This is a genomic window from Caballeronia sp. KNU42 (assembly GCF_053760385.1).
Genome location: NZ_CM132390.1, coordinates 890,960 through 914,269 on the forward strand (window position 1 = coordinate 890,960; position 23,310 = coordinate 914,269).

19 protein-coding genes are annotated in these 23,310 nt (G+C 59.9%); 12 read left to right on the forward strand and 7 right to left on the reverse strand.

What is annotated here, in order from left to right:
- Window positions 1-176 precede the first annotated feature (176 nt).
- Complete coding sequence (gene fdhA, locus ACSOSP_RS35255; RefSeq protein WP_455315263.1) at window positions 177-1,376, reverse strand: formaldehyde dehydrogenase, glutathione-independent; 1,200 nt, start codon at window positions 1,374-1,376, stop codon at window positions 177-179.
- Window positions 1,377-1,586: 210 nt separating this feature from the next.
- On the opposite strand from fdhA, the gene betI reads away from it, so the two are divergent.
- The 12 genes from betI to ACSOSP_RS35315 all read left to right on the forward strand — a co-directional run bounded on the left by betI (window position 1,587) and on the right by ACSOSP_RS35315 (window position 17,342).
- On the forward strand, window positions 1,587-2,186 hold the full coding sequence (betI, locus tag ACSOSP_RS35260; RefSeq protein WP_031356884.1) for a transcriptional regulator BetI: 600 nt from the start codon (window positions 1,587-1,589) through the stop codon (window positions 2,184-2,186).
- 11 nt (window positions 2,187-2,197) lie between these two features.
- On the forward strand, window positions 2,198-3,667 hold the full coding sequence (gene betB, locus ACSOSP_RS35265) for a betaine-aldehyde dehydrogenase (RefSeq protein ID WP_455315264.1): 1,470 nt from the start codon (window positions 2,198-2,200) through the stop codon (window positions 3,665-3,667).
- An 11-nt stretch (window positions 3,668-3,678) separates the two neighbouring features.
- Window positions 3,679-5,367 (forward strand): choline dehydrogenase, encoded by a 1,689-nt coding sequence (gene betA / locus ACSOSP_RS35270; RefSeq protein ID WP_455315265.1) that lies wholly within the window; start codon window positions 3,679-3,681, stop codon window positions 5,365-5,367.
- 663 nt (window positions 5,368-6,030) lie between these two features.
- Window positions 6,031-7,422, forward strand: a complete 1,392-nt coding sequence (locus ACSOSP_RS35275; protein WP_455315266.1) for an undecaprenyl-phosphate glucose phosphotransferase — start codon at window positions 6,031-6,033, stop codon at window positions 7,420-7,422.
- 88 nt (window positions 7,423-7,510) lie between these two features.
- Entirely contained in the window at window positions 7,511-8,656 is a 1,146-nt protein-coding gene (locus ACSOSP_RS35280) for a polysaccharide biosynthesis/export family protein (protein ID WP_455315267.1), read from the forward strand.
- 34 nt (window positions 8,657-8,690) lie between these two features.
- A complete protein-coding gene (locus ACSOSP_RS35285) occupies window positions 8,691-9,146 on the forward strand; it encodes a low molecular weight protein-tyrosine-phosphatase (RefSeq protein WP_455315268.1) in 456 nt (151 codons plus the stop codon).
- Window positions 9,146-11,389, forward strand: coding sequence for a polysaccharide biosynthesis tyrosine autokinase (locus ACSOSP_RS35290; RefSeq protein ID WP_455315269.1), 2,244 nt, complete (start codon window positions 9,146-9,148; stop codon window positions 11,387-11,389). Before ACSOSP_RS35285 ends, ACSOSP_RS35290 begins: the two co-directional genes overlap by 1 nt.
- On the forward strand, window positions 11,386-12,834 hold the full coding sequence (locus ACSOSP_RS35295) for a hypothetical protein (RefSeq protein ID WP_455315270.1): 1,449 nt from the start codon (window positions 11,386-11,388) through the stop codon (window positions 12,832-12,834). The genes ACSOSP_RS35290 and ACSOSP_RS35295 overlap by 4 nt, the downstream gene beginning before the upstream one ends.
- Entirely contained in the window at window positions 12,831-13,898 is a 1,068-nt protein-coding gene (locus ACSOSP_RS35300) for a glycosyltransferase family 4 protein (protein ID WP_455315271.1), read from the forward strand. The genes ACSOSP_RS35295 and ACSOSP_RS35300 overlap by 4 nt, the downstream gene beginning before the upstream one ends.
- On the forward strand, window positions 13,885-14,976 hold the full coding sequence (locus ACSOSP_RS35305; protein WP_455315272.1) for a polysaccharide pyruvyl transferase family protein: 1,092 nt from the start codon (window positions 13,885-13,887) through the stop codon (window positions 14,974-14,976). The genes ACSOSP_RS35300 and ACSOSP_RS35305 overlap by 14 nt, the downstream gene beginning before the upstream one ends.
- A complete protein-coding gene (locus tag ACSOSP_RS35310) occupies window positions 14,936-16,117 on the forward strand; it encodes a glycosyltransferase (RefSeq protein ID WP_455315273.1) in 1,182 nt (393 codons plus the stop codon). Before ACSOSP_RS35305 ends, ACSOSP_RS35310 begins: the two co-directional genes overlap by 41 nt.
- Window positions 16,110-17,342: a hypothetical protein gene (locus ACSOSP_RS35315; RefSeq protein WP_455315274.1), complete on the forward strand. Its 1,233-nt coding sequence runs from the start codon at window positions 16,110-16,112 to the stop codon at window positions 17,340-17,342. Before ACSOSP_RS35310 ends, ACSOSP_RS35315 begins: the two co-directional genes overlap by 8 nt.
- Before the next feature lies 1 nt (window position 17,343).
- Here ACSOSP_RS35315 and ACSOSP_RS35320 read toward each other — a convergent pair whose 3' ends face one another.
- The 6 genes from ACSOSP_RS35320 to ACSOSP_RS35345 are packed head-to-tail and all read right to left on the reverse strand — an operon-like array spanning window position 17,344 to window position 23,267.
- Window positions 17,344-17,607 carry a hypothetical protein gene (locus ACSOSP_RS35320; RefSeq protein ID WP_455315275.1) on the reverse strand — a complete coding sequence of 88 codons (264 nt, stop codon included), beginning with the start codon at window positions 17,605-17,607 and terminating at the stop codon, window positions 17,344-17,346.
- 7 nt (window positions 17,608-17,614) lie between these two features.
- Window positions 17,615-18,064 carry a dihydroneopterin aldolase gene (locus tag ACSOSP_RS35325; protein ID WP_455315276.1) on the reverse strand — a complete coding sequence of 150 codons (450 nt, stop codon included), beginning with the start codon at window positions 18,062-18,064 and terminating at the stop codon, window positions 17,615-17,617.
- On the reverse strand, window positions 18,061-18,711 hold the full coding sequence (locus tag ACSOSP_RS35330) for a sarcosine oxidase subunit gamma (protein WP_455315277.1): 651 nt from the start codon (window positions 18,709-18,711) through the stop codon (window positions 18,061-18,063). The genes ACSOSP_RS35325 and ACSOSP_RS35330 overlap by 4 nt, the downstream gene beginning before the upstream one ends.
- The gene (locus ACSOSP_RS35335) at window positions 18,701-21,703 is read right to left on the reverse strand and encodes a sarcosine oxidase subunit alpha family protein (protein WP_455315278.1); all 3,003 of its coding nucleotides are present in this window, start codon (window positions 21,701-21,703) and stop codon (window positions 18,701-18,703) included. The genes ACSOSP_RS35330 and ACSOSP_RS35335 overlap by 11 nt, the downstream gene beginning before the upstream one ends.
- Window positions 21,700-22,002: a sarcosine oxidase subunit delta gene (locus ACSOSP_RS35340; protein WP_031356900.1), complete on the reverse strand. Its 303-nt coding sequence runs from the start codon at window positions 22,000-22,002 to the stop codon at window positions 21,700-21,702. Before ACSOSP_RS35340 ends, ACSOSP_RS35335 begins: the two co-directional genes overlap by 4 nt.
- 20 nt (window positions 22,003-22,022) lie before the next feature.
- The gene (locus ACSOSP_RS35345; RefSeq protein WP_031356901.1) at window positions 22,023-23,267 is read right to left on the reverse strand and encodes a sarcosine oxidase subunit beta family protein; all 1,245 of its coding nucleotides are present in this window, start codon (window positions 23,265-23,267) and stop codon (window positions 22,023-22,025) included.
- Window positions 23,268-23,310: the final 43 nt, after the last annotated feature.

The window sequence follows — 23,310 nt, forward strand, 5'->3', positions numbered from 1 at the left end:
CTTTGTCGCTAAGGACCAAGAAATGACGCGCCGCCACGCGCAGTGGCTAATAGTGGTAAAGAAAATAGCCGAATCAAGCAGACCACAAACACTGAAAGCAACAACCCGGCATAGACCCAGAACCACTATCCCCAGCATAGGACCCCACCCCCCCCACCCCAAGTGCGAACGCCCCCCTACGCCGCCTTCAACATCCCGTGCGGGTCGATCACGAACTTGCGCGGCGCGCCGCCATCGAATTGCCGATACCCGTCCGGCGCCTGATCGAGCGTCACCACCGAGACGTTAACAATATCCGCGATCGGCAGGCGATCCCACAAGATGGCTTGCATCAGGTTCTGGTTGTACTTCACGACCGGCGTCTGCCCGGTGAAGAACGAATGCGACTTGGCCCAGCCCAGGCCGAAGCGAATGCTCAGCGCACCCTTCTTCGCGGCTGCGTCGGCGGCGCCTGGATCGTCGGTGACATAGAGACCCGGGATTCCGATAGCACCCGCTACCCGCGTGATTTCCATCAGCGAATTCAGCACCGTGGCAGGCGCTTCCTGATGGCTTCCACTGCTGCCGTGACCATGCGCTTCGAAGCCCACGCAATCGACTGCGCAATCCACTTCCGGTGTACCGAGAATGGCCGCGATCTGCTCACTGAGCGTTGCGTCCTTCGATAGATCCACAGTCTCGAAGCCAACTTTGCGCGCGTGCGCGAGGCGCTCTTCGTTCATGTCGCCGACAATCGTGCACGCCGCGCCCAGCAAACGAGCGGACGCCGCCGCGGCCATTCCGACCGGACCCGCGCCCGCTATGTACACGGTCGAACCCGGCTTCACACCCGCCATCACGGCGCCGTGATAGCCCGTAGGCAGGATGTCGGAGAGGCACGTGAGATCGCGGATCTTCGCCATCGCCTGGTCGCGGTCGGGAAACTTCAGGAGATTGAAGTCGGCGTACGGGACCATCACGTATTCCGCCTGGCCGCCAATCCAGCCGCCCATATCCACGTAACCATAGGCGCCGCCCGGGCGCGACGGATTGACGTTCAGGCACACGCCCGTGTTTTGCGCCTTGCAGGTCGGACAACGGCCGCATGCTACGTTGAACGGCACGGAAACCAGATCGCCGATCTTAAGCGTCTCCACGTCGCGCCCAATCTCGATCACCTCGCCAGTGATCTCGTGCCCGAGCACGAGGCCGACCTGCGCGGTCGTGCGGCCGCGCACCATATGCTGGTCTGACCCACAAATATTGGTCGTGACGACCTTGAGAATCACGCCGTGGCCGATCTGCCGGCCACGTGGATCAACCATCTTCGGATAGTCGATGGTTTGCACTTCAACCTTGCCCTGCCCCAGGTACACGACGCCGCGATTACTGCTCATTGCCTGTCTCCTTGTCTCGTGGACGATCCGCATGGCGATCAGCGCCATGCACCGCCTAACGAGCGTAGCCCTGTGGCGCACCACAGACGCGCATCGAACACGACATGGGTTTGACAGAATCCGACATCGGGGTTTTATATTGATTGACCAATCAATATAAAATACCTAGCATTCAGTCCTGATTTTCTCAACGCTACTTATATAAAACCCATGCCCAAGCTCGGAATGCGCGAAATCCGCCGGGCGCAGTTGATCGACGCCACGCTGCTCACCATCGACCATGCCGGTCTTGCCGGCACGACGCTGGCGTCGGTCGCTCAGCGCGCGAGCATTTCCACGGGTATCGTCAGTCATTATTTCGGCGACAAGGACAGCCTGCTCGAAGCCACCATGCGCCACGTGCTGCGAGACCTGTGGAACGCAACATCGCGCAGGCGCCGGGTCGCGAAAGACGAACCCCGCGCGCGCTTGCGTGCGGTAGTGGCTGCGAATTTCGATGCCGCGCAAGTCAGCAATCCGGTGATGAAAACTTGGCTCGCGTTCTGGTCGGAGAGCATGCACAAACCGCAATTGCGGCGGTTGCAAAACGTCAATACACGACGCCTGTATTCCAATTTGTGCGCTGATTTTTCGAAGGCGCTGCCCCGTGCCGCTGCCCGGCGCGCCGCAAGCGGCCTGGCCGCATTGATCGACGGCCTGTGGTTGCGCGGCGCGCTGTCGGGCGAGCCGTTCGACACGAAAGCGGCCATGCGCCTGGCCAATGATTACATCGACCTCGTGCTCGACACACGCGGCCGGACCCTCACTTAAAGGACTACGCCATGCCCGTATTCGAATTGCAGCGCTTGTACATCGGCGGCGCTTACGTCGACGCCACCAGCGGCGAAACCTTCGACACGCTCGACCCGGCCACGGGTGAAACGCTGGCCAGCGTGCAACAAGCCAGCGCAGCCGATATCGATCGTGCCGTGCGCTCGGCTCGCGAAGGGCAGCGCGAATGGGCCGCCATGACCGCCATGCAACGCTCGCGTATCCTGCGTCGCGCGGTGGACATCTTGCGTGAACGCAACGACGAACTCGCAGCGCTCGAAACCCGCGACACGGGCAAACCGATTGCCGAAACGCAAGCCGTGGATATTGTCACCGGCGCCGATGTCATTGAATACTACGCGGGACTTGCAACGGCCATCGAAGGCCAGCAGATCCCGTTGCGGCCCAGCTCGTTCGTCTATACGCGGCGTGAACCGCTCGGTGTTTGTGCAGGCATTGGCGCATGGAATTATCCGATCCAGATCGCCTGCTGGAAGTCAGCCCCCGCGCTTGCCGCCGGCAACGCGATGATCTTCAAGCCCAGCGAAATCACGCCGCTCAGCACGTTGAAGCTCGCTGAGATCTATTCCGAAGCCGGCGTCCCCGATGGCGTGTTCAACGTCGTGCAGGGCGATGGTCGCGTAGGCGCGTTGCTTGCCGCGCATCCGGATATCGCGAAGATCTCGTTTACGGGTGGAGTCGAGACCGGCAAGAAAGTGATGTCGATGGCCGGCGGTTCATCGCTGAAAGAAGTGACGATGGAACTGGGCGGCAAATCCCCGCTTGTCATTTTCGACGACGCCAATCTCGAACGCGCCGCCGACATCGCCATGAGCGCCAACTTCTTCAGTTCCGGCCAGGTCTGCACGAACGGCACGCGCGTGTTCGTCCAGCGACCGGTGTATGAGCGCTTCGAAGCGCTCGTGCTGGAGCGTGTGAAGCGTATTCGCGTGGGCTCACCAACCGACGCCAACACCAACTTCGGCCCGCTCATCAGCGCGGCACAATTGCATAAGGTCCTGGGCTTTATTGAAAGCGGCAAGCAAGAAGGTGCGCGACTGATCGCCGGTGGATCACGGATCACGCATGACGCATTCGCTCGAGGGCAATATATCGAGCCGACCATCTTCACCGATTGCCGCGACGACATGCGCATCGTGCGCGAGGAAATTTTCGGCCCTGTCATGAGCATCCTCGTGTTTGATGAGGAAACCGAAGTGATCGACCGTGCGAACGCCACCGAATTCGGCCTTGCCGCAGGCGTCGTCACGGAAAACCTGTCCCGCGCACACCGCGTAATTCACGCCCTGCAAGCCGGCATCTGCTGGATCAATACGTGGGGCGAATCGCCCGCAGAAATGCCCGTGGGCGGATACAAGCAGTCGGGCGTAGGCCGCGAAAACGGGATCACCACGCTCGAGCACTACACGAGCATCAAGTCCGTGCAGGTCGAGCTCGGTCCCTACCAACCCGTATTCTGAGGAGCGACGCAATGAGCGCGAACGAGTTCGACTACATCGTCGTGGGCGCGGGTTCGGCGGGCAACGTGCTCGCCTCGCGTCTCACCGAAGACCCTGACGTGACCGTGCTGCTGCTCGAAGCGGGCGGTCCGGATTATCGCTTCGACTTCCGCACGCAGATGCCCGCCGCGCTGGCGTTCCCGCTGCAGGGAAGGCGCTATAACTGGGCTTACGAAACCGATCCCGAGCCGCACATGAATAACCGCCGCATGGAATGCGGCCGCGGCAAGGGACTGGGCGGATCGTCGCTGATCAATGGCATGTGCTACATCCGCGGCAACGCGCTCGACTACGATGGCTGGGCCGAGCGAAAGGGCCTTGAAAACTGGACCTATTCCGATTGCCTGCCGTATTTTCGCAAAGCGGAAACCCGCGACGCCGGAGCGAATCCGTATCACGGCGGTGACGGTCCGGTACACGTGACGACCTCGAAGCCCGGCAACAATCCCTTGTTCGCCGCGATGGTCGAAGCGGGCGTGCAGGCAGGTTATCCCCGTACGGATGACCTCAACGGCTATAGCCAGGAAGGTTTCGGCCCGATGGACCGGACCGTGACGCCGAAGGGCCGCCGCTCCAGCACCGCACGCGGTTATCTCGACCGGGCGAAGGGCCGGCCGAATCTCACGATAGTCACGCATGCCGTCACGGATCGCGTCTTGTTCGCCGGGAAAAAAGCGATCGGCGTGGCCTATCTGCACAGTGGCGACCGTGTCACCGCGCATGTGCGCCGCGAGGTACTCGTGTGCAGTGGCGCGATTGCATCGCCGCAATTACTGCAGCGCTCGGGCGTGGGCCGCTCGACATGGCTGCGTGAACTCGATGTCCCTTTGGTCCATGACCTGCCCGGCGTTGGCGAGAATCTCCAGGACCATCTGGAGATGTACATGCAATACGAATGCCTTGAGCCCGTGTCGCTTTATCCTGCGCTGCAATGGTGGAACCAGCCGCAGATCGGGATCGAATGGATGTTGAACGGTACCGGCATTGGCGCGAGCAATCAGTTCGAGGCCGGCGGTTTTATCCGTACGCGCGACGACGACCTCTGGCCCAACATCCAATACCATTTCCTTCCGGTCGCGATCAATTACAACGGCTCGAACCCGATCAAGATGCACGGCTTCCAGGCGCACGTGGGCTCCATGCGATCGCCAAGCCGCGGCCGCATCAAGCTGAAGTCACGCGATCCGAACGCGCACCCGAGCATCCTGTTCAACTACATGTCGGACCCGCTTGACTGGCGTGAATTCCGTGATGCGATCCGCATTACGCGCGAAATCATGCATCAGCCGGCGCTTAAGAAATATCGGGGACGTGAACTGCATCCGGGTGCCGACCTCACGACCGATGATCAACTCGACGCCTTCGTGAAGCAACGGGCGGAGACGGCTTTCCATCCCTCATGCTCGTGCAAGATGGGTTATGACGCCATGGCTGTTGTCGATAACGAAGGCCGCGTGCACGGGCTCGAATCGCTGCGCGTGGTGGATGCGTCGATCATGCCGCTGATCGTGACCGGCAACCTGAATGCACCGACCATCATGCTGGCCGAAAAGATCGCGGACAAGATACGGGGACGTGAGCCGCTCGCTCGTGTTGATACGCCGTATTTCGTCGCGCATGGGGCCAAGGCGCGTCACGCGGAGACAATCGCCGCGACCTGACCGTCAGCGCTTACTGCAACTTAGTTCGTATCCTGAGGCATCCCGGCTTAGCGGCCGCGATGCCTTTTTCTTTTGCTTCGATGACTCTCTGCATGTAACGATTTATATCGAGAAATTATTAGGATCAAGCCGATTTAAATTTTTCAAGTCCTCAACCGATTCCCAATTTTATCTGCCCGCCTGTCGATTTATCTCACACATGCAAATTCCGCACTCTATAAAGGCAATGTTTTAAGAGTGCGCCCGATTTATTAAGACTCATCCGATCAGCATGCCGCCGCCGCGCGTTGACAATAGGGCCACTCAATAGCACGGCGAAGTTCCTTTCCGCAGAACCGCCCAAACGGGCCCTAATGCTTGGTTGTTTCTCGCTCTCGCCGGCTTTCACGGGCTCATTGAGAACATTCGTATCGCGCACATCTTCCGTTCGATTAACTGAATTTCAATTCAGATTAATCCGACATTGATAAGCGTGTTCCGAAAAAATCATGAGCCCGTTAATTCCATTATTCATTTAACTTAATTGATCACAATGACTTTTAAAAATACAGGGCGAAACAGCAGGCGCGAAAGGCGTTGCGCCAGCCTCGCTCTGGTGACGAGGTCGATCGCGATCTCCTGCGGCGGAATCAGCATGCGCGGCCGGTTTGATCGGAGGCAATCATGCTGACCTTGAACGGACTGCTCGCCCGTCTGCTGGATCTCGCGTTGATCCTCGGGGGCGCTGCGCTCGGCTGGACTATCCGCTGCGGTGATCTTGCTCCGGCAGCATCGGCAACCGCGGTCGCGGCATCGACCACAGCGTTTTCAGCGGCAATCTCGCTCGCATTGTTCGCCGCTGCCGGCGCGTACCAGACACAGCCCTCGCGATCGCCGGCCACCGTTGCCGGACAGATCCTGTTCGCCTGGCTCGCCATCCAGATCTGCACCGTGCTCGTGATGTTCTCGATCCACCGCGCCGATCTCATATCGCGTCTCTGGTTCGGATACTGGACCATCGCCACTGCGCTTGCGTTGATGGCGTCACGGCTGATTGCGACCATCATTCTGGGTCGAACCCGCTATGCCCGTTCGAATCTGCGCCGCGTCGCAATTGCCGGAACGCACGAACAATGCGATGCCTTGATGCGCAAGATGGAAGCTACGCCTGAATCGGGTTTTCGCGCAGTCGTGACGCTCGAGCTTCATCCGACTGGCGATGTGTCGGACGCTGCCGTTGCACGTTATGCATCAACGCAAGCGTTCGTACGGCGTGTCCGCTCGGAAAACGTGCGCGAACTCTGGCTCGCGCTGCCTTTGTCGGAACAGCCGCGGATGGCCGCACTGGTGGATGAGTTCAAGAGCGACCTCATCAACATCCGCTTTTTCCCCGATGTGCGCAGCCTCGCCCTGTTCGACGGCGGTGTCATCGATCTGCTCGGTGTGCCGGCGATCAACCTGGTTGCATCGCCGCTGTCGGCGCTGGCGCTCGCCAAGAAGGACATTTTCGATCGCGCATTTGCTGCGCTCGCCCTCCTCGCGCTGGCGCCGCTGATGCTCGTGATTGCCCTCGCGGTGAAGCTTTCCTCGCGTGGGCCGGTGTTATTCACCCAACTTCGCAAAGGCGCCGACGGCCATGTCTTCCGGATCTTCAAGTTCCGGTCGATGACCGTGCACGCATCGGAGACCGGGGTGCTCAAGCAGGCAACCCGCAACGATCCCCGCGTGACTCGTGTAGGCGCTTTTCTGCGTCGGACCAGCCTTGATGAGCTGCCGCAATTCTTCAACGTGCTGATCGGCGATATGTCGGTGGTCGGTCCGAGACCTCATGCGATCGAACATGACGCGCTGTATCAAACGGTCGTGGACGATTACATCCATCGCTACCGCATCAAGCCCGGCATTACCGGCTGGGCACAGATCAATGGCTTCCGCGGTGAAACCGACGGCATCGAAAAAATGCAGGGCCGTGTGGACCACGATCTGTACTACCTGCGCAACTGGTCGTTTGCGCTCGACATGCACATCCTGATCGCGACTGTCATGAAAGGGCTGAGGCACAGCAATGCTTACTGACGCCCGCCAGGGGATTCGTATTCAAGCGCTGGCGCCCTCATCGAACAAGGATCGCGAGCCACACCTCAATCAATCAAGGAAGGCCCTAATGAAACCATCAAATATCCAATCCCACACGAGCTTGCGCCGTCTGATTGCCCTGGGCGTTGCCAGCACGGTGTTGTCCGGTTGCGCACTAGCGCCCGGCATGAACATTCACGGGGGTGATGCTGGAACGGCCTTCCAGACAGGTGAGAAAACGGAGCAAGAACCAACAGTTCCAATCAGCGAAATCGACGTGACGTTGCTCAAGCAGATGCGCGAAGCGGCGCGGACTGTCTCATCGTCCTCCGCATCGCTGATCACCGCGCCCACGCCCTACGTGCTTGGCCCGGGCGACGTCCTGACTATAACGGTTTGGGATCATCCCGAGCTGGCTGCCGCGCAATCGGGACCATCGCAGACGGTCACGCGCGCGGCGGATCCGGTCGCGGGCTTCGTCATCGACCAGCAAGGCAACGTGATGTTCCCGTATGCGGGACGAGTCCACGTGGCCGGAATGCGCGCCGAGGATGCTCAAGCCGTATTGGCGAAGGCGCTCACCAAATCGTTTGTCGAGCCCCAGGTGACGCTTCGCGTGGCTTCTTATCGCGCAGCGCAAGTGTACGTGGACGGCGAAATTCATACACCGGGACCTCAGTCGATCAACGACATTCCGATGGGACTTTATGAAGCCATCAGCCGCGCGGGCGGTTTCAGCGCGAGCGCCGATCAAAGCAGGATGGTGCTCGTGCGCGACGGCGTTTCGCATTCGATCAACCTGTCCCAGTTGCTCGAACGCGGGCAGAACCCCTCGGACATCGTGCTGCGCAGCGGTGACGTCCTGCGGGTTCCTGCACGCGATGAAAGCGGGGTCTTCGTCATGGGCGAAGTGAATAAGCCCTCGACTGCGTTGCCCATGCGAAACGGCAAGCTGACACTTGCTGACGCACTTGCGCAAGCGGGCAGCGTCACCGCGAATTCATCGGACCCGGGGCAGGTGTACGTGATCCGCGGCTCGATCAGTGACGAACCGCAGGTCTTCCATCTCGATGCGAAATCCCCCGTCTCGATGGTCCTCGCCAACCAGTTCGATCTGCAGCCACGCGACGTAGTCTACGTCGATAGCGGCAACCTCGTGCGCTTCAGCCGCATCCTCAGCCTGTTGATGCCCGCGGTCAATGCCGGCCTGACGGCAGCAGTGGTAGCGAAATGATGGCCGCCGCGAATCTCACCGAAGCGTCGCTGGCATGAAAACCATCCTCGTATTGTGCATCGGCAATATTTGTCGAAGCCCGATGGCCGAAGCGCTGCTGTTACGCGCGTTGCCCGGCATGACGGTTCGCTCCGCCGGCCTCGACGCAATGATCGGCGCGCCCGCCGACCCCACCTCGATTGCATTGATGTCCGAAGCAGGACTGAATATCTCGGCGCACCGGGGTCAGCAGGTCAACTCTGCGCTGGTGACCCATGCGGACCTGATCTTGGTGATGGACCGGCAGCAGAAACAAGAGGTGCATCGGCGTTATCCAACGTCGGCGGGAAAGGTGTTTTGTCTCGGCGAACACGAAGGGCCGGACATCCCCGATCCGTATCGCCAACCTCGCTCTTCCTTTGAACACGCGCTCCATTTGATCGAGCAGTGTGTAAGCAGTTGGGTGCCCCAGATCCGGGCACTTCAAGAACCGAATACAGAGAAATACTAATGAAAACCGAAAACACGAAAACCACGGTCGCGTTGTCGCCCGTCGAGGAACTCGACCTCGTTCGCTATCTGGATGTCTTGCTTGCGAACCGCCGCGTCATCGGCGTAATCACGGCTATTACGCTCGCCATCGGCGCGGCGTACGCGGTCATCGCGCCGCCGGTGTACGAGGCAGATATGCTGATCCAGGTTGAAGACAGCGGCATGAACGCGAGCAGTCTGTTGGGCGACGCGTCGTCCCTGTTCGACGTCAAGACGCAAGCTGCGGCCGAACTTGAAATATTGCCCTCGCGCATGGTGGTGGGGAAAGCAGTGGATACGCTGCAACTCTATATCGATGCAAAGCCAAAGTATTTTCCGCTCATCGGCTCATGGATCGCCGGCCGTAACAAGCACCTCTCCAATCCGGGACTCTTCGGCATGGGTGGCTACGCGTGGGGTGCGGAGTCGCTGCAGATCGCGACCTTCGATGTTCCCAAGTCGATTGAAGGCGAAAAAATCACGCTGACTGTGTTGAGTGACGGTGCGTTCCAACTCGACAATTCCGATCTCGCGCAACCGATCCGCGGTCATGTGGGCGCTCCCTTGCAGGTTACTCAAGACGTGGGCACGTTCCGTCTGCTCGTCACTGAACTTCATGCGAAGGCCGGGGCGCAATTCATTCTCGTGCGCAACTCGCAACCCAAGACGGTGTCGAGCCTGCAGCAGAACCTGAACATCATGGCGAAAGGAAAGCAAAGCGGCATCATCAGCGCCACGCTGCGTGGAACCGATCCTTCGCTGACGGCAACCATCCTGAACCAGATCGGGCAGGAATACGTGACGCAGAACGTCGAACGCAGGTCAGCGGAAGCACAAAGCTCCCTCTCCTACCTCGAAGGCGAGATGCCGCGCCTCAAGGCGAAGCTAAGCGCCGCCGAGGATAGCTACAACGCACTTCGCAACAAGAGTGGCACCTTCAACCTGAGTCAGGAAGGCACGGCGTATCTGCAGGAAAGCGTCGCATCAGAGAGCTCGTTACTCGCGCTGAAACAGCAGAAGGCCGAGTTGTTGACACGCTTTGCGCCAGGTCATCCGGCATTGCGCGCACTCGACAAGCAGATTGACGCAGTGAGCGCAAAAAGCAGCAGCGTGGCGACCCGCATGAAGACATTGCCCGAGCTCGAACAGAATTCGTTGCGGCTCATGCGCGATCTTCAGGTCGATAGCGATAATTACGTCAACGTGGTGAATAACGTCGAGCGCCTGAAACTGGTGAAGGCCGGCAAGGTCGGTACCGTCCGTCAGATCGACTTTGCCAATATCCCCGAAGAACCGGTCAAACCGCGTAAGGCAATGGTTCTCGCGCTGGCGGCGATCATCGGCATGATGCTGGGTGTAGTCGCCGCATTTGTTCGCGATGGTCTGTTTGGCGGCCTGACCAACGCGCACGAGATCGAACAGCACACCGGCATGAAAGTGTATGGAACGGTACCGTTCTCGCCGGCGCAACTGACACACGCCAAGGCCATTCATGCACGTCTTCCGGGTGTGCATCTGCTGGCGGTATCGGGGCCAACCGACGCACCCATTGAAAGCCTGCGCAGTTTCCGCACCGCGTTGCAGTTCGGGATGCTCGGAGCCGCGAATAATCGCGTGGTGATCACCGGGCCCACAGCATCCATCGGTAAGTCCTTTGTATCCGCCAACCTTGCCGCCGTACTCGCTGCCGCCGGTAAGCGTGTCCTGCTGGTCGATGCAGACTTGCGCAAGGGCTACCTCAACCAGTACTTCGGCAAGCAACGCACGTCAGGTCTGTCCGATCTGCTGATAGACACCGCGACCATAGACGACGTGGTTCATCGCGACGTAACCGCCGGACTCGACTTCATCAGCACGGGCGTCTTGCCGCCGAACTCCGCCGACCTTGTGCAGAGCGAGCGCATGGCGCGTCTCCTGGACCAGTTGAGCGAACGATATGACCTGGTGATCGTCGATACACCGCCGGTCCTCGCTGTCTCGGATACCGCCAACATTGCCGCCCATTGCGCGACGGTATTCCTGGTCGGTCGTTTCAAGCGCACGACTATCGGCGAGCTGCTTGAAACGACGAAGCAACTCGAACAGGCGAACGTAGCCGTCAAGGGCGTGATCTTCAATGGCCTCGACTCCAAAGGTTTGCGTTACGGCTCCAAGTACGGTCAATACCGGTATGTGGCATATGAGTACGACGCGCCGGCCAAGGGAAAAGGGTCGAAAAAATGACCGCCAGTCCAATACAACGCCGCGAACAGGCTTCCGTACCCATGCTTGTGCTCGCGGCGGGAAGTATCCTGATTGCGGTCGGCACGCTGTTTCTCGGCAAGATCACCGGATTGACCGCGATGCTCGCGGCCATCCTGGCTGTGAGTATTCTCGCGATCCGTCCGCGCAATGAATTGCTGCGTCTGTTCAAGCTCTTCCTGCTTGCGACCTTCTGTGTACTTCCCGCCTGGCAACTCGCCGCCGGGGACGAGATCTATCTCAACCTGCTCCCGCAAGACAGTACATCGGTCATGTTGTGGTTCCTGCTCAGCATTGCCGGAGTCTGGTTCCTGAAGCTATCGCTGGACGTCGCGCAGCGCCGTCTGGGGCCGCGTGAGCGCATCGCCTATGGGCAGACGGGCGTGACGGGACTGGTGTACTTTTTCGCGCTGGCTTCGGTTGCCGCCATCGTGCTGATCTATGTGAAGCTCGGGGGTTACGCGAACATTGTCCAGCTCTACGACGAAAGACTTCAAAGCTCGGTCACCGACTACGATCCGCTCGGAGGCCTCGGCATTGTCCAGGCCCTCGCGAACACTGCGCCGCTCTGGATCTTTGTATGCCTGACGCTGCGCCCTCGCTGCAGCAAGCTGATGACGGCATTCGCATTCGCTCAGCTGGGCGTACTCGGCTGGCTGTCTTCAGGTGTGTTTGGAAATCGTCAAGGCATCATCTTTGTCTACCTGTTTGCCGCGTTGCTCTATCACTTCCTGATTGCACCCGTTAGCCGCCGTGCGGCGAAAACGTCGGCCGTTTTGCTGGCGGTAATCGCATTGCTGCTGATGCCGCTTAAGTTTGGCGTCGACTATTCCGACCTCGGTGAACTGACCGAACGATTCGCGGATCAACGCGCACTCGAACTCAGCATGGGTCCTGTCAGCTTCTTCCTGTTTCGCGATCTTTCGCGCTTCGACGTACAGGCGCAAACAATCGAAACGGTGATGAAGACCTCCTACGATCTGCCCATGGGACGAAGCTTTGCGGGAGCCGCAGCCTCGATCGTACCGAAAGCGATATGGGATGACCGGCCCGCCACATTCGCTCAGGAAAAAAGCGGCATCGTGAGTGACGTCCAGTCATCCGGCGGTGACGAAACCACGCTTTTGTTCGGCATGCCCGGTGAATTTCTGGCGAACTTCGGCTTGATTGGCTACGTGCTGGCCTTCGGATTTCCTGCATTGTTGTTAGTCGCTGTCAACGCGTTAAGCGACTCGCGTCATCGAAAATGGCTACCGCTGAAAATCGTCCTGATGCCGTTGCCGTTTTTGTTCTTTTTATTTGATTCCAACGTCATCGCTTATTACGTCGTGCGCTGGATCGTCTTGTTCGCGCTGCCGATGGCCTTCGTGTTGAGGTTCTCCGGGCGTGGCCAAGACACCGTCGCCAGCGGAGGGCGCATGTCATGAAAATCGTTCATGTAGTTGAAACGTGGACCGGCGGAATTGCAACCTACGTGCAGACGCTGGCTATCAAGCAACGAGACCTTGGCCACCAGGTGACGCTTCTTTGCGACCTGGGAAAATTGGAGGGTGGTTTGCATATCGAGGGTGTGGACATAGTCCACTATCGATCGAGCCGCAACCCTGCCAGGTTCTGGTCGATCTCGCGACGCCTGCAACGCTGCATAGCGTCGTTGTACGCCGATGTTGTCCACTGCCACAGTTCGTTTCCAGGCATGTATGTGCGGATGCGAAACCATGCCGGCGTCAGGATCATCTATACGCCACATGCGTGGTCGTTCCTCAAGACGGACGTGACGACACCGGCCAAGTGGGGGTATGGTCTCGTCGAACGAATGCTCGCGCGACGCTGCGACCAGATTCTCTGCATGTCGTTTGACGAACTGCGCGCCGCGCGCAGATATCGGATTCCGGCTGAGAAGATCGAGTTTATCTATACCGGCATTGCTTCCGACGATCATGTCTATGCCCCGAAACAAAAAGATGAAACCCATTCGATCAAAGTTGGATATTTCGGACGCCTTGATTATCAGAAAGGCTTTGATGTGGTTCTTGAAGCATTGCCGTTGCTTGATGCAAGGCTTGAGCTTCATGCGTACGGTGCAGCGGTGCGCGGGGGAATTGACGCGAACAAGGGCGCAAGCGATGACACCTGTATTACGTATCACGGCTGGCTCAACGCCGCCGGGATCCGGCACGCGATGCAGGAGATGGATGTGGTCGTGGTGCCCTCGCGCTGGGAGGGGCTTGCGCTCGTGCCTATTGAAGCCATGCGGGCGGGCAAGGTCATTGTCGTTTCCGGAGAAAGCTCGCTGCCTGAGCAGGTCATCCACGGGTATAACGGCGTCATCCTCCGCGAACTAAGTGGTCATTGCCTGGCCGACAACCTCAACCGGCTGACGCTGGATGAATGCCGACGCATGGGCACAAATGCGCGTCACGTCTTCGAAAGTACGTTTCAGATCGATCGTTTCCTCAACACCCTGATGAGTTGCTATGAACGCCCCTGACTACTATCTGCTGCACGCCTATAGCTCCCACAACAGCGGCGACGGACTGCTGGTCAAACTGAGCCTGAAGGCGATCCGCGCTGCGGGCGTGACCCGGACAATCACGGTTGTATGTCTGGACAAGGCTTCATTCGCAGGTTATCTGGACGACCCGAATATCAAGCTGATATCTCTGGGCGAGTTCTTGTGGTGCAGGATTGGCAACGCGTTCTCACGCCGTCGGGTCGTCTATTTCGGCGTGGGCGGCGGCTACCTGCGCGCATCGAGCAAGTCGGAAGGCTGGAAGTCGTTCATTGCACATGGCAGCCAGATCTTCATGTCCGGCATCGGCGGCCGTAGCCACCGAATCTATTTCCCTCAGAGCGTGGGACCGTTCGATACGCGTCCCGGCAAAATGCTGGCGTCGCTGGTGCGCAGCCATGTCGAACGTATTTTCCTGCGCGACGACAAAAGCGTGCTCGAACTGGCACACCCCGGTGCAACCCGCACCGGAGACCTGGTGGTTCTGGAAATCGCCAGGGATGCGATGGCGGGTGCGTTAAGGCGCCCCGCCGCCGTCGCACCGCAGGTCTACCTGGTCTTTCGCGACCTGCAGGGAAAGCCGTATCGCGATGCTTATCTGCAACGGGTCCGCGCGCTCATGGCGCTTCTTCCTGATGCAAAGCTGGCCGTCCAGGCGCGCGGCCGCGGCAACAGCGACGACGTGTTCTACCGGGAGCATCTGGGTGTGAACAACGCAGTGCTGCTCAAGGACGTGCTTGCTGAGGGCAACGCGATAGTCGTCTCAGTGCGGCTGCATGGGAGCCTGGAGAGCATTCTGGCCGGCGTGCCAAGCGTGCATCTGGCCTACGAGCGCAAAGGCCGTGCCGCATTCGCCGATCTTGGCCTGGATGACTTCGCGTTTCATGCGAGCGACTTCGACCCGCAAGCTGTCGCTGACGCAGTGCGATCGATTGTGCTCGATGAGGAGCAGTACTGGTCGCGTGTCGAGCGCAGCGCGCAGCACAGTCATCAATTTTTTGTGGAGGCCATCAAACATGAACTGCGAGCGTTCGATCACGCTGATCATGGACGGTAACTTCCGCCGCGTAGCCGGTCAGATCATCAGTCCGCATATGGGCTATGCACGTTTTGGCGCGCGTTTTGCGCAATGTTTCGACGACGTCGTCATCGTCGCGCGTTCGTTTCCTGCAACCGAGGCGGTGGGAGAGAGCGTCGTGGGTGAACGTGTTTCCTTCGTGGACCTGGGAGCTAACCGCGGCGCGTCGGGGCTCGTCAAGAGCTTGCCGCGTTTGCTGGTTCGGCTCTGCCGGGAAATCTCGGCGGCGTCGATTGTGCTGATCCGGTTCCCCGGCAATATCGCGTCGCTCGCCTTACTGCTGTGCCTGATAAGCGGCAAGCGCTTCTCGGTCGAAGTGGTCGCCGATCCCGCGGATTATTTCAGCGCGTCGGCGTCGAAGCATCCATTGCGTTCGATTGCGGGATTCGTTCATCGCTGGAGCACGCGCTTTGCGGCAAGGCATGCGCTCACCGTTCACTACGTCACGCGCGACTATTTGCAAATCCGCTACCCCGCACAGAGCCCGGACAAGATGTTCAGTTTCAGCGATGTGTATCTTCCCGACGCATTGTTCCAGACATCCGGCGTGCGCACGGCTGCGTCCGACGGACACCTGCGAATCATCAACACCGCCATGATGCACAACCACAGCAAAGGCCATGGGGTCCTGCTTGAGGCCATGGAGGAGTTACGTCGGCGAGCCGTCGATTGTTCTCTGACCTTGATCGGGGATGGCGCGCTGCGCAGTGAGTTCGAAGCGCAGGCGGCGAGGCTCGGGGTCTCCGATGACGTACGTTTCCTGGGGCTCATCGATGCGGACAGCGTAGCCGCTCATGTCGTGCAACATGACGTGTTCGTGCTGCCCTCTTATCAGGAAGGTATGCCGCGCGCAATGCTGGAAGCAATGGCTGCCGGTACCCCGGTCATCGCGTCAAACGTGGGCGGTATTTCCGAAGTATTGAACGTGACAAGCATGGTGCCAGCCGGCGATGTCATCGCGTTGGCAACGCGCATCGAAACATTGGCCCGCGACAGGACACTGCTGGCTCTGTGCGCTGAATCTGATCGCGGGGCAGCGCGACCCTTTGGCTACTCCGCGCTGCAATCGCGCTATCGCGCGTATTGCGCGGCGCTCGCCCGGGCTCATCTCAATGCGTAAGGATCTGGTGTATGTGACGCTCGGCTCGGCGTTGCCCGCCATCAGCAACTTCTTCGCGGTCGTGTTCGCGCTGAGATATCTCGATGCCGCGTGGCTAGGCCGTTCGTACGCGCTGGTGGCGTTATTCTTTGTGTCGATAGATGTGTTCAACTTCGGATCGGCACGGCTCTACAGCGTCGCGAAAATTCGTGATCGCTTCCAGAGCTTGCTGTTCCTGGATACGCTCAGTGCGACCGGTTCCACGCTGTTCTTTATCGTGGCGGCAAGCATTCTGTCACGTTACGGCGCTATCGCAATCCCGCATCTTTTACCCGTACTCGTTATCGCTCCAGTGGGGTACGCGATGTCCCATTTCGCACTCGGCTATTTGCGTCTCAATGGCGGCAATGGTGCGATATGCTCGGTCTCCACCGTGTCCGCGCTAAGTCGTTGCGCAGTGGTCTGGCTTGTCGCGAAGAATGCGTCCTGGTCGCCGTATCTTCCTGACCTGCTGCTGATGGTCGAGGGTTCCTATGGAGCCATGCTGCTGGGCACTTATCTTGCCTTGCGCCAGCACGATAAAGTCAATCAGCGCAGCGCTCGGGGAATAGCCGCATTCCCGCAACTGGCGAAACTCGGCGGCAAGGAACTGGTCAGCAGCTGGTATTCGAACGCGATCTTCTCGGGAGCGAAACACCTCGATGTGATCATCGCGGCGATGCTTCTCGGGCCAGCGGGTGCGGCGCTGTATCGCGGGGCAAAAAGCGTGCATAACCTCGCATTCAATCTGGGGCAAGCGCTCGCGCTTGTCGTCCATTCGCGCATGCGGGGATGGTTTTTAGCATCGGCGAAACGCCTTTCTGTTTCATTGGGCTTCGCGCTTGGCGCGTTGGCGTTTGTCTTGCTCGCCCTCGCGACCTTCTGCGCCTACAAAATGAGACTATTCCCCACGGCGAGTCTTGGTGCACCCTCGATTCAATGGCTGTTTCTCTCGCTGATTTTTACGGGCGCCGCGCTTATGTTCGCCTGCCGGATCACCTCTCTAATGGTGTTCTCAATCAGCAAGAGATCGTTCCTCATCCTCTCGACCATGGAAGTCGCCGGCTCGCTCTCGCTGCTTTCGGCGCTCTGTGTCGCCTTCGGTGTGGTGGGTGCCGCGTTGTCCGTCGCAGTGTCGTGCGGCTGTGTGCTGGCTTCGTCGTTGATGGTCGTGCGGCGATCGTTCGACATTCAAGCCGCACGCTGAATCAACTTTCGAGCCGCGCACGCGCGGCCATCGCTATGCGCGCAATCGTCTCGGTGCTCAAGCGTTCGGCCACCTTGTGAACATACTCATGATGGCGCGGCTCGAGCGGCGCACCGAGATACTGCGCATGCAGATAGCGGATCAACGCAATCCTCCGGTGCCCGAGCGCTACGCTGCGATCGAGCAGCGCGAGCGCCGCATAAGGATCATGCTGCTCGCACGCAAGCTGCGAAAGTCCGGCGGTTTGAACGCGCGTCGACGTCATGGCCGTTTCAGCCCACTGCCGCCGCATGCAACTCGGCCGATGCACGCCATACGTCGAAATCTGCACGATGCCAATCGAGTTCAATGCCCACGCGTCGCGTGCCTTCGCGAATCTTCGGCTTGTACAGCAGCAGCGTCAGCGCATCGAGCGCGGGCCATCGTGTGAACGATAGCGCCGCAATTTCCACCGCTAGCATTTCGAGCAAGCGTGTATGCGGCTTGCTCTCCAGATAGCTCGACACGCCCTCGCACCAAGCCTCGTAATCGATCAGCTCGTGCGCGTTTTCCTCGGCCGGCACACCTCGATAATGCAGGCTCGCATCAATGGCAACGGGCTGCGGCGCCAGATGTTCCCGAGCATGCAAGCCGATACGCGTAGGCACCACGAACTCATCGACAACGATGCGCCAGCCTCGGCCGCCCGGGCTTAATGTTCCGAATGCTTCGTACGGTTTCACGACATCAGCGGCGCTGCCGCGTCGAGCATCATCTTCACGAAGTAGTCCGCGAAGCTGCGGCGGATCACGAGGTCGAAGCTGTCGTCACCGGTCGGCAGCACCGTCACGGAAGCCTTGAAATAATGGCTCTGCGCACATTGGCCGACGCAGAACAAACTCGGATGCAGATCGAGCGGGCACCCGCGTGCGAGTACATCGCGCGTACGCGTGCCGCTGATTTCGAGCACGGTGTAACCGCTGCCGATATCGACGGCGGCGGCAAACAATCCCTTGAACGCCTCGCGCAACCTGGCTTCCATCGGCGCGGCCTGCGTCGCTGAATGCGCAGCAGTCGAACGCACAAGCCACTCGTCCGGGCCGAGCCACATCAGGTCGTAGCCGTTGCCCGTCGCCGTCGTATTCGGCTTCTCGGGCGGCTTGCAACCAATCACGCTTTCCACCGCCGCAACAAACGCGGCGTCGCGCAGATCCCCACGCACGTTGACCAGTTCGAGGAACGGCCGCTCGACGAGACGAAACGCCTTCGACGCGCTCGCCTGATGTTTTTTCAGCAGACCATCCACACCTACGAGCGGTGACTCCTGCCACACGCCCTGCCCGATTGCGCGATCCACGACCGTCTGGTTGCTTCTGTTTTCATTCCACATGTTGACGTGCTCCTTCGCTGTCGTAGAACACCGAGCTCGTGATTTTTGCCGGCATCTGTTTACCGCCTGCGAGCGGGATCATCACCGACTCGCCAATCTTGTCGAGACCGCCCTTGATGACAGCCATCGCAATCGAGCGCTTTAAAATAGGGCTGAAATAGCTGGATGTGACGTGACCGAGCATCGGCGCGGTATCACCCGTGAACGGACCCGGAACGATCTGCGAGCCTTCGGGAATCACAAACGACGCATCTTCCGCGAGCAAGCCGACGAGTTGCTTGCGCCCCGCCTTCGCCGTATCCGAGCGCGTCAGCGAGCGCTTGCCAAGGAAGTCCTTCGACTTCGCGACCAATCCGCCCATGCCGAGATCGTACGGTGTCATCGATCCGTCGGTATCCTGACCGACGATGATGTAACCCTTCTCCGCCCGCAGCACGTGCATGGTTTCCGTGCCGTACGGTGTGATGTCGAACTCGGCGCCGGCGGCCATCAGCGCTTCCCACACAGCGCGCCCGACGTTCGCCGGCACGTTGACTTCGTAAGCAAGTTCGCCCGAGAAACTGATCCGCATCACACGCGACGCAGCGCCCGCCACGGTCCCTTCGCGATAACTCATGAACGGGAACGCGGCGTTGGCGAAGTCGATATCGCGGCAGACCTTTTGCAAGACCTTGCGGCTGTTCGGACCCACCACGGCGAAGGTCGCCCAGTGATCCGTCACCGATGCCAACCGCACCCGCATGTCGGGCCACTCGGTTTGCAGCCAGCGCTCCAACCACGTCAGCACGCGCGCCGCGCCGCCGGTGGTGGTGGTCATCATGTAGTGCTGGTCGGCGAGGCGCACGGTCACGCCGTCATCGAAGATCATGCCATTTTCGTCGAGCATCAGGCCGTAGCGGCACTTGCCCACTTCCAGCTTGCTCCACGGGTTCGTGTACACCCAGTTGAGCAGCTTCGCGGCATCGGGACCCTGGATGTCGATCTTGCCAAGCGTCGATGCATCGAGAATGCCAACGCTCGTGCGTGTTGCCAGCGACTCGCGCGCAACGGCCGCGTGCATGTCTTCACCGTTCTTCGGGTAATACCAAGGCCGTTTCCAGTTGCCGACGTCCTCGAACGCCGCGCCGTTTTCCACGTGCCATTCGTGCACCGCGGTCTTGCGGACCGGATCGAGGAACTCGCCCAGCTCACGGCCGGCGAACGTGCCGAACGTGACCGGCGTATAGTTCGGACGGAAGGTCGTAGTGCCGGTTTCGGGGATCGTCTTGTTCAACGCCTGAGCGAGAATCGCCATGCCGTTGATGTTGCCGAGCTTGCCCTGATCCGTGCCGAAGCCCATCGCCGTGTAGCGCTTCACGTGCTCGACCGACTCGAAACCTTCACGTGCGGCCAGGAAGATATCGGCCGCGGATACGTCGTTCTGGTAGTCGATAAATTGCTTAGGACCCCGTGTCGCCAGTTCGCGGCCACCGACCAGCCACAACGGCATGAGCGGCGCTTCGCTGACCTCGGCCACTTGCACCGGCGTCGGACGCGCCACGATCAAACCTGTGGCACGCGCGGCGTCCACGCCGGCATCGACCGCGAAACGGATCGCACGGGCAAGCGTGAATTCGCCGGCGCACGCGCCTACGCTGCTCTCGGCCTGCATCGCTTTACCGGGTACGAAGCAAAGTTTTTCGTCATGCCAGTGCGCCTTGCCGCCGGACTGCGCGAACAGGTGCAAGATCGGGCTCCAGCCGCCGGACACAGCAAGCAGGTCGCAAGACAGGTCCGCTTGCTTCACGCCGACCGTACCGTTCGAATAGGCGCTGACCTCGACCGACGCCACGCGCAATTTGCCATGCGCCACCGTGATGACCGATCCATTCAGGACCTTCACGCCGTAGCGTTTCGCCTGGGCCTGCAATGCGCCCTTGTCGCTCGCAAGACGCGGGTCCACTACCGTCACCTGCGCGCCTGCCGCTTTCAGATCGAGCGCGCATTGGTAGCCGCTGTCGTTGTTCGTGAACACCACCGCATTGCGTCCCGGCAGGACCGCATAGCGATGCAGATACGACGACACCGCCGACGCCAGCATCACACCCGGCAGATCGTTGTTGCCGAATACGATGGGCCGTTCCTGCGCGCCCGTGGCAAGAATCACCCGCTTCGCGCGCACTTTCCACAGCAGTTCCCGCGTGCCCTTGCGCATGGTTACCGGCAAATGCTCGGTCAAACGCTGCGTGATCGTGACGAGGTTGTGATCCTGATAACCGAACGCCGTGCTGCGGCACAGGATCTTCACATCCGGCATCTTGCGCAGTTCAGCTTCGATTTTTTGCGCCCACTTCAAGCCCGGCGCACCATCGATTTCCGTGCGATACGACAGCAGCGAACCGCCGAGTTCAGGCTGGTCATCGACGAGAATCACCCGTGCACCCGACAAGCCCGCCGCATGCGCCGCAGCCAGACCCGAGGGTCCTGCGCCGACCACGAGCACGTCGCAATGCGCGAAGCATTTGTCGTAACGGTCCGCATCCACATGTTCCGGCGCCTTGCCCAGACCCGCTGCATCGCGAATCACTTCTTCGTATTTCGGCCAGAACTTGCGCGGCCACATGAAGGTCTTGTAGTAGAAGCCCGCCGGAATAAACCGGGCAATCTTCTGGTTCACCGCCATGCGATCGTTCTCGATGCTCGGCTTGGCGTTCACGCTGCTCGCCATCAACCCCTGATACAACTCGATCTCGGTGGCGCGCGCATTAGGCACCGTGTAAGCGCCGGTTTCGAGTTGAACCACTGCGTTCGGTTCAGCCACATCGGCCGTCACAATGCCGCGCGGCCGGTGATACTTCCAGCTACGAGCAACGAAATGCACGCCGTTCGCGAGCAGCGCCGAGGCGAGCGTATCGCCCTGATGGCCCTGGTACGTCTTGCCATTGAACGTGAACGTGAGCGCGATCGCGCGGTTGATGCGCCCGCCCGTGGCGAGTCGGTCTTTCTGGCTCATTTGGATTGTCCTTCTTCTTTCTGTTCCATCACGGCGAGCGGCCGGGCGAACGTTTCATAGCCCTGGAATGCATAGCTCACGGTATCGCGTTGCGCCATGAACCAGCGGCGGCAACCCTGCGCATGCATCCATTGCTCACGATGCACGCCGCGCGGGTTCTTGCGCATGAACAGGTAGTCGCCCCATTCTTTATCGGTGAGCTTTTCGGTGTCCAGCGGCCGCGCGATATCGGCTTCGCCGCCGCATGAGAATTCGCTTTCGGCGCGTGGCCCGCACCAGGGGCATTCAATCAGCAACATGTCTTCTCTCCAAGAGCCGGTTAGTGGGCGACGGCCGCAGCGCCGTGTTCGTCGATCAGGTGACCCGTATAGAACCGGTCGATGGAGAACGGCGCGTTCAATGCGTGAGGCTCGTCGTGCGCGATGGTGTGCGCGTAGGCCCAGCCCGAACCAGGCGTCGCTTTGAAGCCGCCCGTGCCCCAGCCGCAGTTGAAGTACAAACCCTTCACATCGGTCTTGCTGATGATCGGGCACGCATCCGGCGACACATCCACAATCCCGCCCCACTGACGATTCATGCGCACGCGCGAGAACACCGGGAACATCTCGACGATGGCCTCAAGTGTCCCTTCGATAATGTGAAAACTGCCGCGCTGACCAAAGCCCGTGTATTGATCGACACCGGCGCCGATCACGAGATCGCCCTTGTCGGACTGGCTGATATACGCGTGCACCGCGTTCGACATCACCACTGTATTGACCACCGGCTTGATCGGCTCAGACACAAGCGCCTGCAACGGATGGCTTTCCAGCGGAAGCCGGATGCCGGCCATATCGGCAAGCGAAGAGGTATTGCCTGCCGCGACGACCGCAACCTTCTTGGCCTTGATGAAACCCTTGGTGGTATCCACGCCGATCACCTGGCTGCCGTTGCGGCGAATCCCCGTCACCTGGCAGTTCTGCACGATATCCACACCTGCCTGATCCGCGCCGCGCGCAAAACCCCATGCCACAGCATCATGACGAGCTACGCCGCCGCGACGCTGGATGGACGCACCGAGCACCGGGTATCGGCTATTCAAGTTGATGGTCGGCTCGATCTGCTTGATCTGTTCAGGCGTGAGGAATTCGGCATCGACACCGTTCAGGCGGTTCGCGTTCACCCGACGTTCAGTATCCCGAACGTCTTGCAGCGTATGCGCGAGGTTCATCACGCCGCGCTGGCTGAACATCACGTTGTAGTTCAGGTCTTGCGAAAGCCCTTCCCACAACTGCATCGCCTTTTCGTACAGCGCCGCCGATTCGTCCCACAGATAATTCGAACGCACGATGGTCGTGTTACGCGCCGTATTACCACCGCCGATCCAGCCCTTCTCGAGCACGGCGACGTTGCGCACGCCATGTTCCTTGGCGAGATAGTACGCAGTCGCGAGACCATGCCCGCCGCCGCCGACGATCACCACGTCGTACTCCTGCTTGGGCTCCGGGCTTTTCCACTGGCGTTCCCAGTTCTCGTGATACGACATGCCGTTGCGCAACAGGCTGAAGATCGAATAGCGGCTCATGGTGTTTCCTTGAACTTGTTGATGGTGCAAATGCGGTTGCCAA

Coding starts and splice junctions, on each gene's coding strand:
- fdhA (WP_455315263.1), bottom strand. CDS start 1,376: ATGAGCAGTAATCGCGGCGTCGTGTACCTGGGGCAGGGCAAGGTTGAA.
- betI (WP_031356884.1), top strand. CDS start 1,587: ATGCCCAAGCTCGGAATGCGCGAAATCCGCCGGGCGCAGTTGATCGAC.
- betB (WP_455315264.1), top strand. CDS start 2,198: ATGCCCGTATTCGAATTGCAGCGCTTGTACATCGGCGGCGCTTACGTC.
- betA (WP_455315265.1), top strand. CDS start 3,679: ATGAGCGCGAACGAGTTCGACTACATCGTCGTGGGCGCGGGTTCGGCG.
- ACSOSP_RS35275 (WP_455315266.1), top strand. CDS start 6,031: ATGCTGACCTTGAACGGACTGCTCGCCCGTCTGCTGGATCTCGCGTTG.
- ACSOSP_RS35280 (WP_455315267.1), top strand. CDS start 7,511: ATGAAACCATCAAATATCCAATCCCACACGAGCTTGCGCCGTCTGATT.
- ACSOSP_RS35285 (WP_455315268.1), top strand. CDS start 8,691: ATGAAAACCATCCTCGTATTGTGCATCGGCAATATTTGTCGAAGCCCG.
- ACSOSP_RS35290 (WP_455315269.1), top strand. CDS start 9,146: ATGAAAACCGAAAACACGAAAACCACGGTCGCGTTGTCGCCCGTCGAG.
- ACSOSP_RS35295 (WP_455315270.1), top strand. CDS start 11,386: ATGACCGCCAGTCCAATACAACGCCGCGAACAGGCTTCCGTACCCATG.
- ACSOSP_RS35300 (WP_455315271.1), top strand. CDS start 12,831: ATGAAAATCGTTCATGTAGTTGAAACGTGGACCGGCGGAATTGCAACC.
- ACSOSP_RS35305 (WP_455315272.1), top strand. CDS start 13,885: ATGAACGCCCCTGACTACTATCTGCTGCACGCCTATAGCTCCCACAAC.
- ACSOSP_RS35310 (WP_455315273.1), top strand. CDS start 14,936: ATGAACTGCGAGCGTTCGATCACGCTGATCATGGACGGTAACTTCCGC.
- ACSOSP_RS35315 (WP_455315274.1), top strand. CDS start 16,110: ATGCGTAAGGATCTGGTGTATGTGACGCTCGGCTCGGCGTTGCCCGCC.
- ACSOSP_RS35320 (WP_455315275.1), bottom strand. CDS start 17,607: ATGACGTCGACGCGCGTTCAAACCGCCGGACTTTCGCAGCTTGCGTGC.
- ACSOSP_RS35330 (WP_455315277.1), bottom strand. CDS start 18,711: ATGTGGAATGAAAACAGAAGCAACCAGACGGTCGTGGATCGCGCAATC.
- ACSOSP_RS35335 (WP_455315278.1), bottom strand. CDS start 21,703: ATGAGCCAGAAAGACCGACTCGCCACGGGCGGGCGCATCAACCGCGCG.
- ACSOSP_RS35340 (WP_031356900.1), bottom strand. CDS start 22,002: ATGTTGCTGATTGAATGCCCCTGGTGCGGGCCACGCGCCGAAAGCGAA.
- ACSOSP_RS35345 (WP_031356901.1), bottom strand. CDS start 23,267: ATGAGCCGCTATTCGATCTTCAGCCTGTTGCGCAACGGCATGTCGTAT.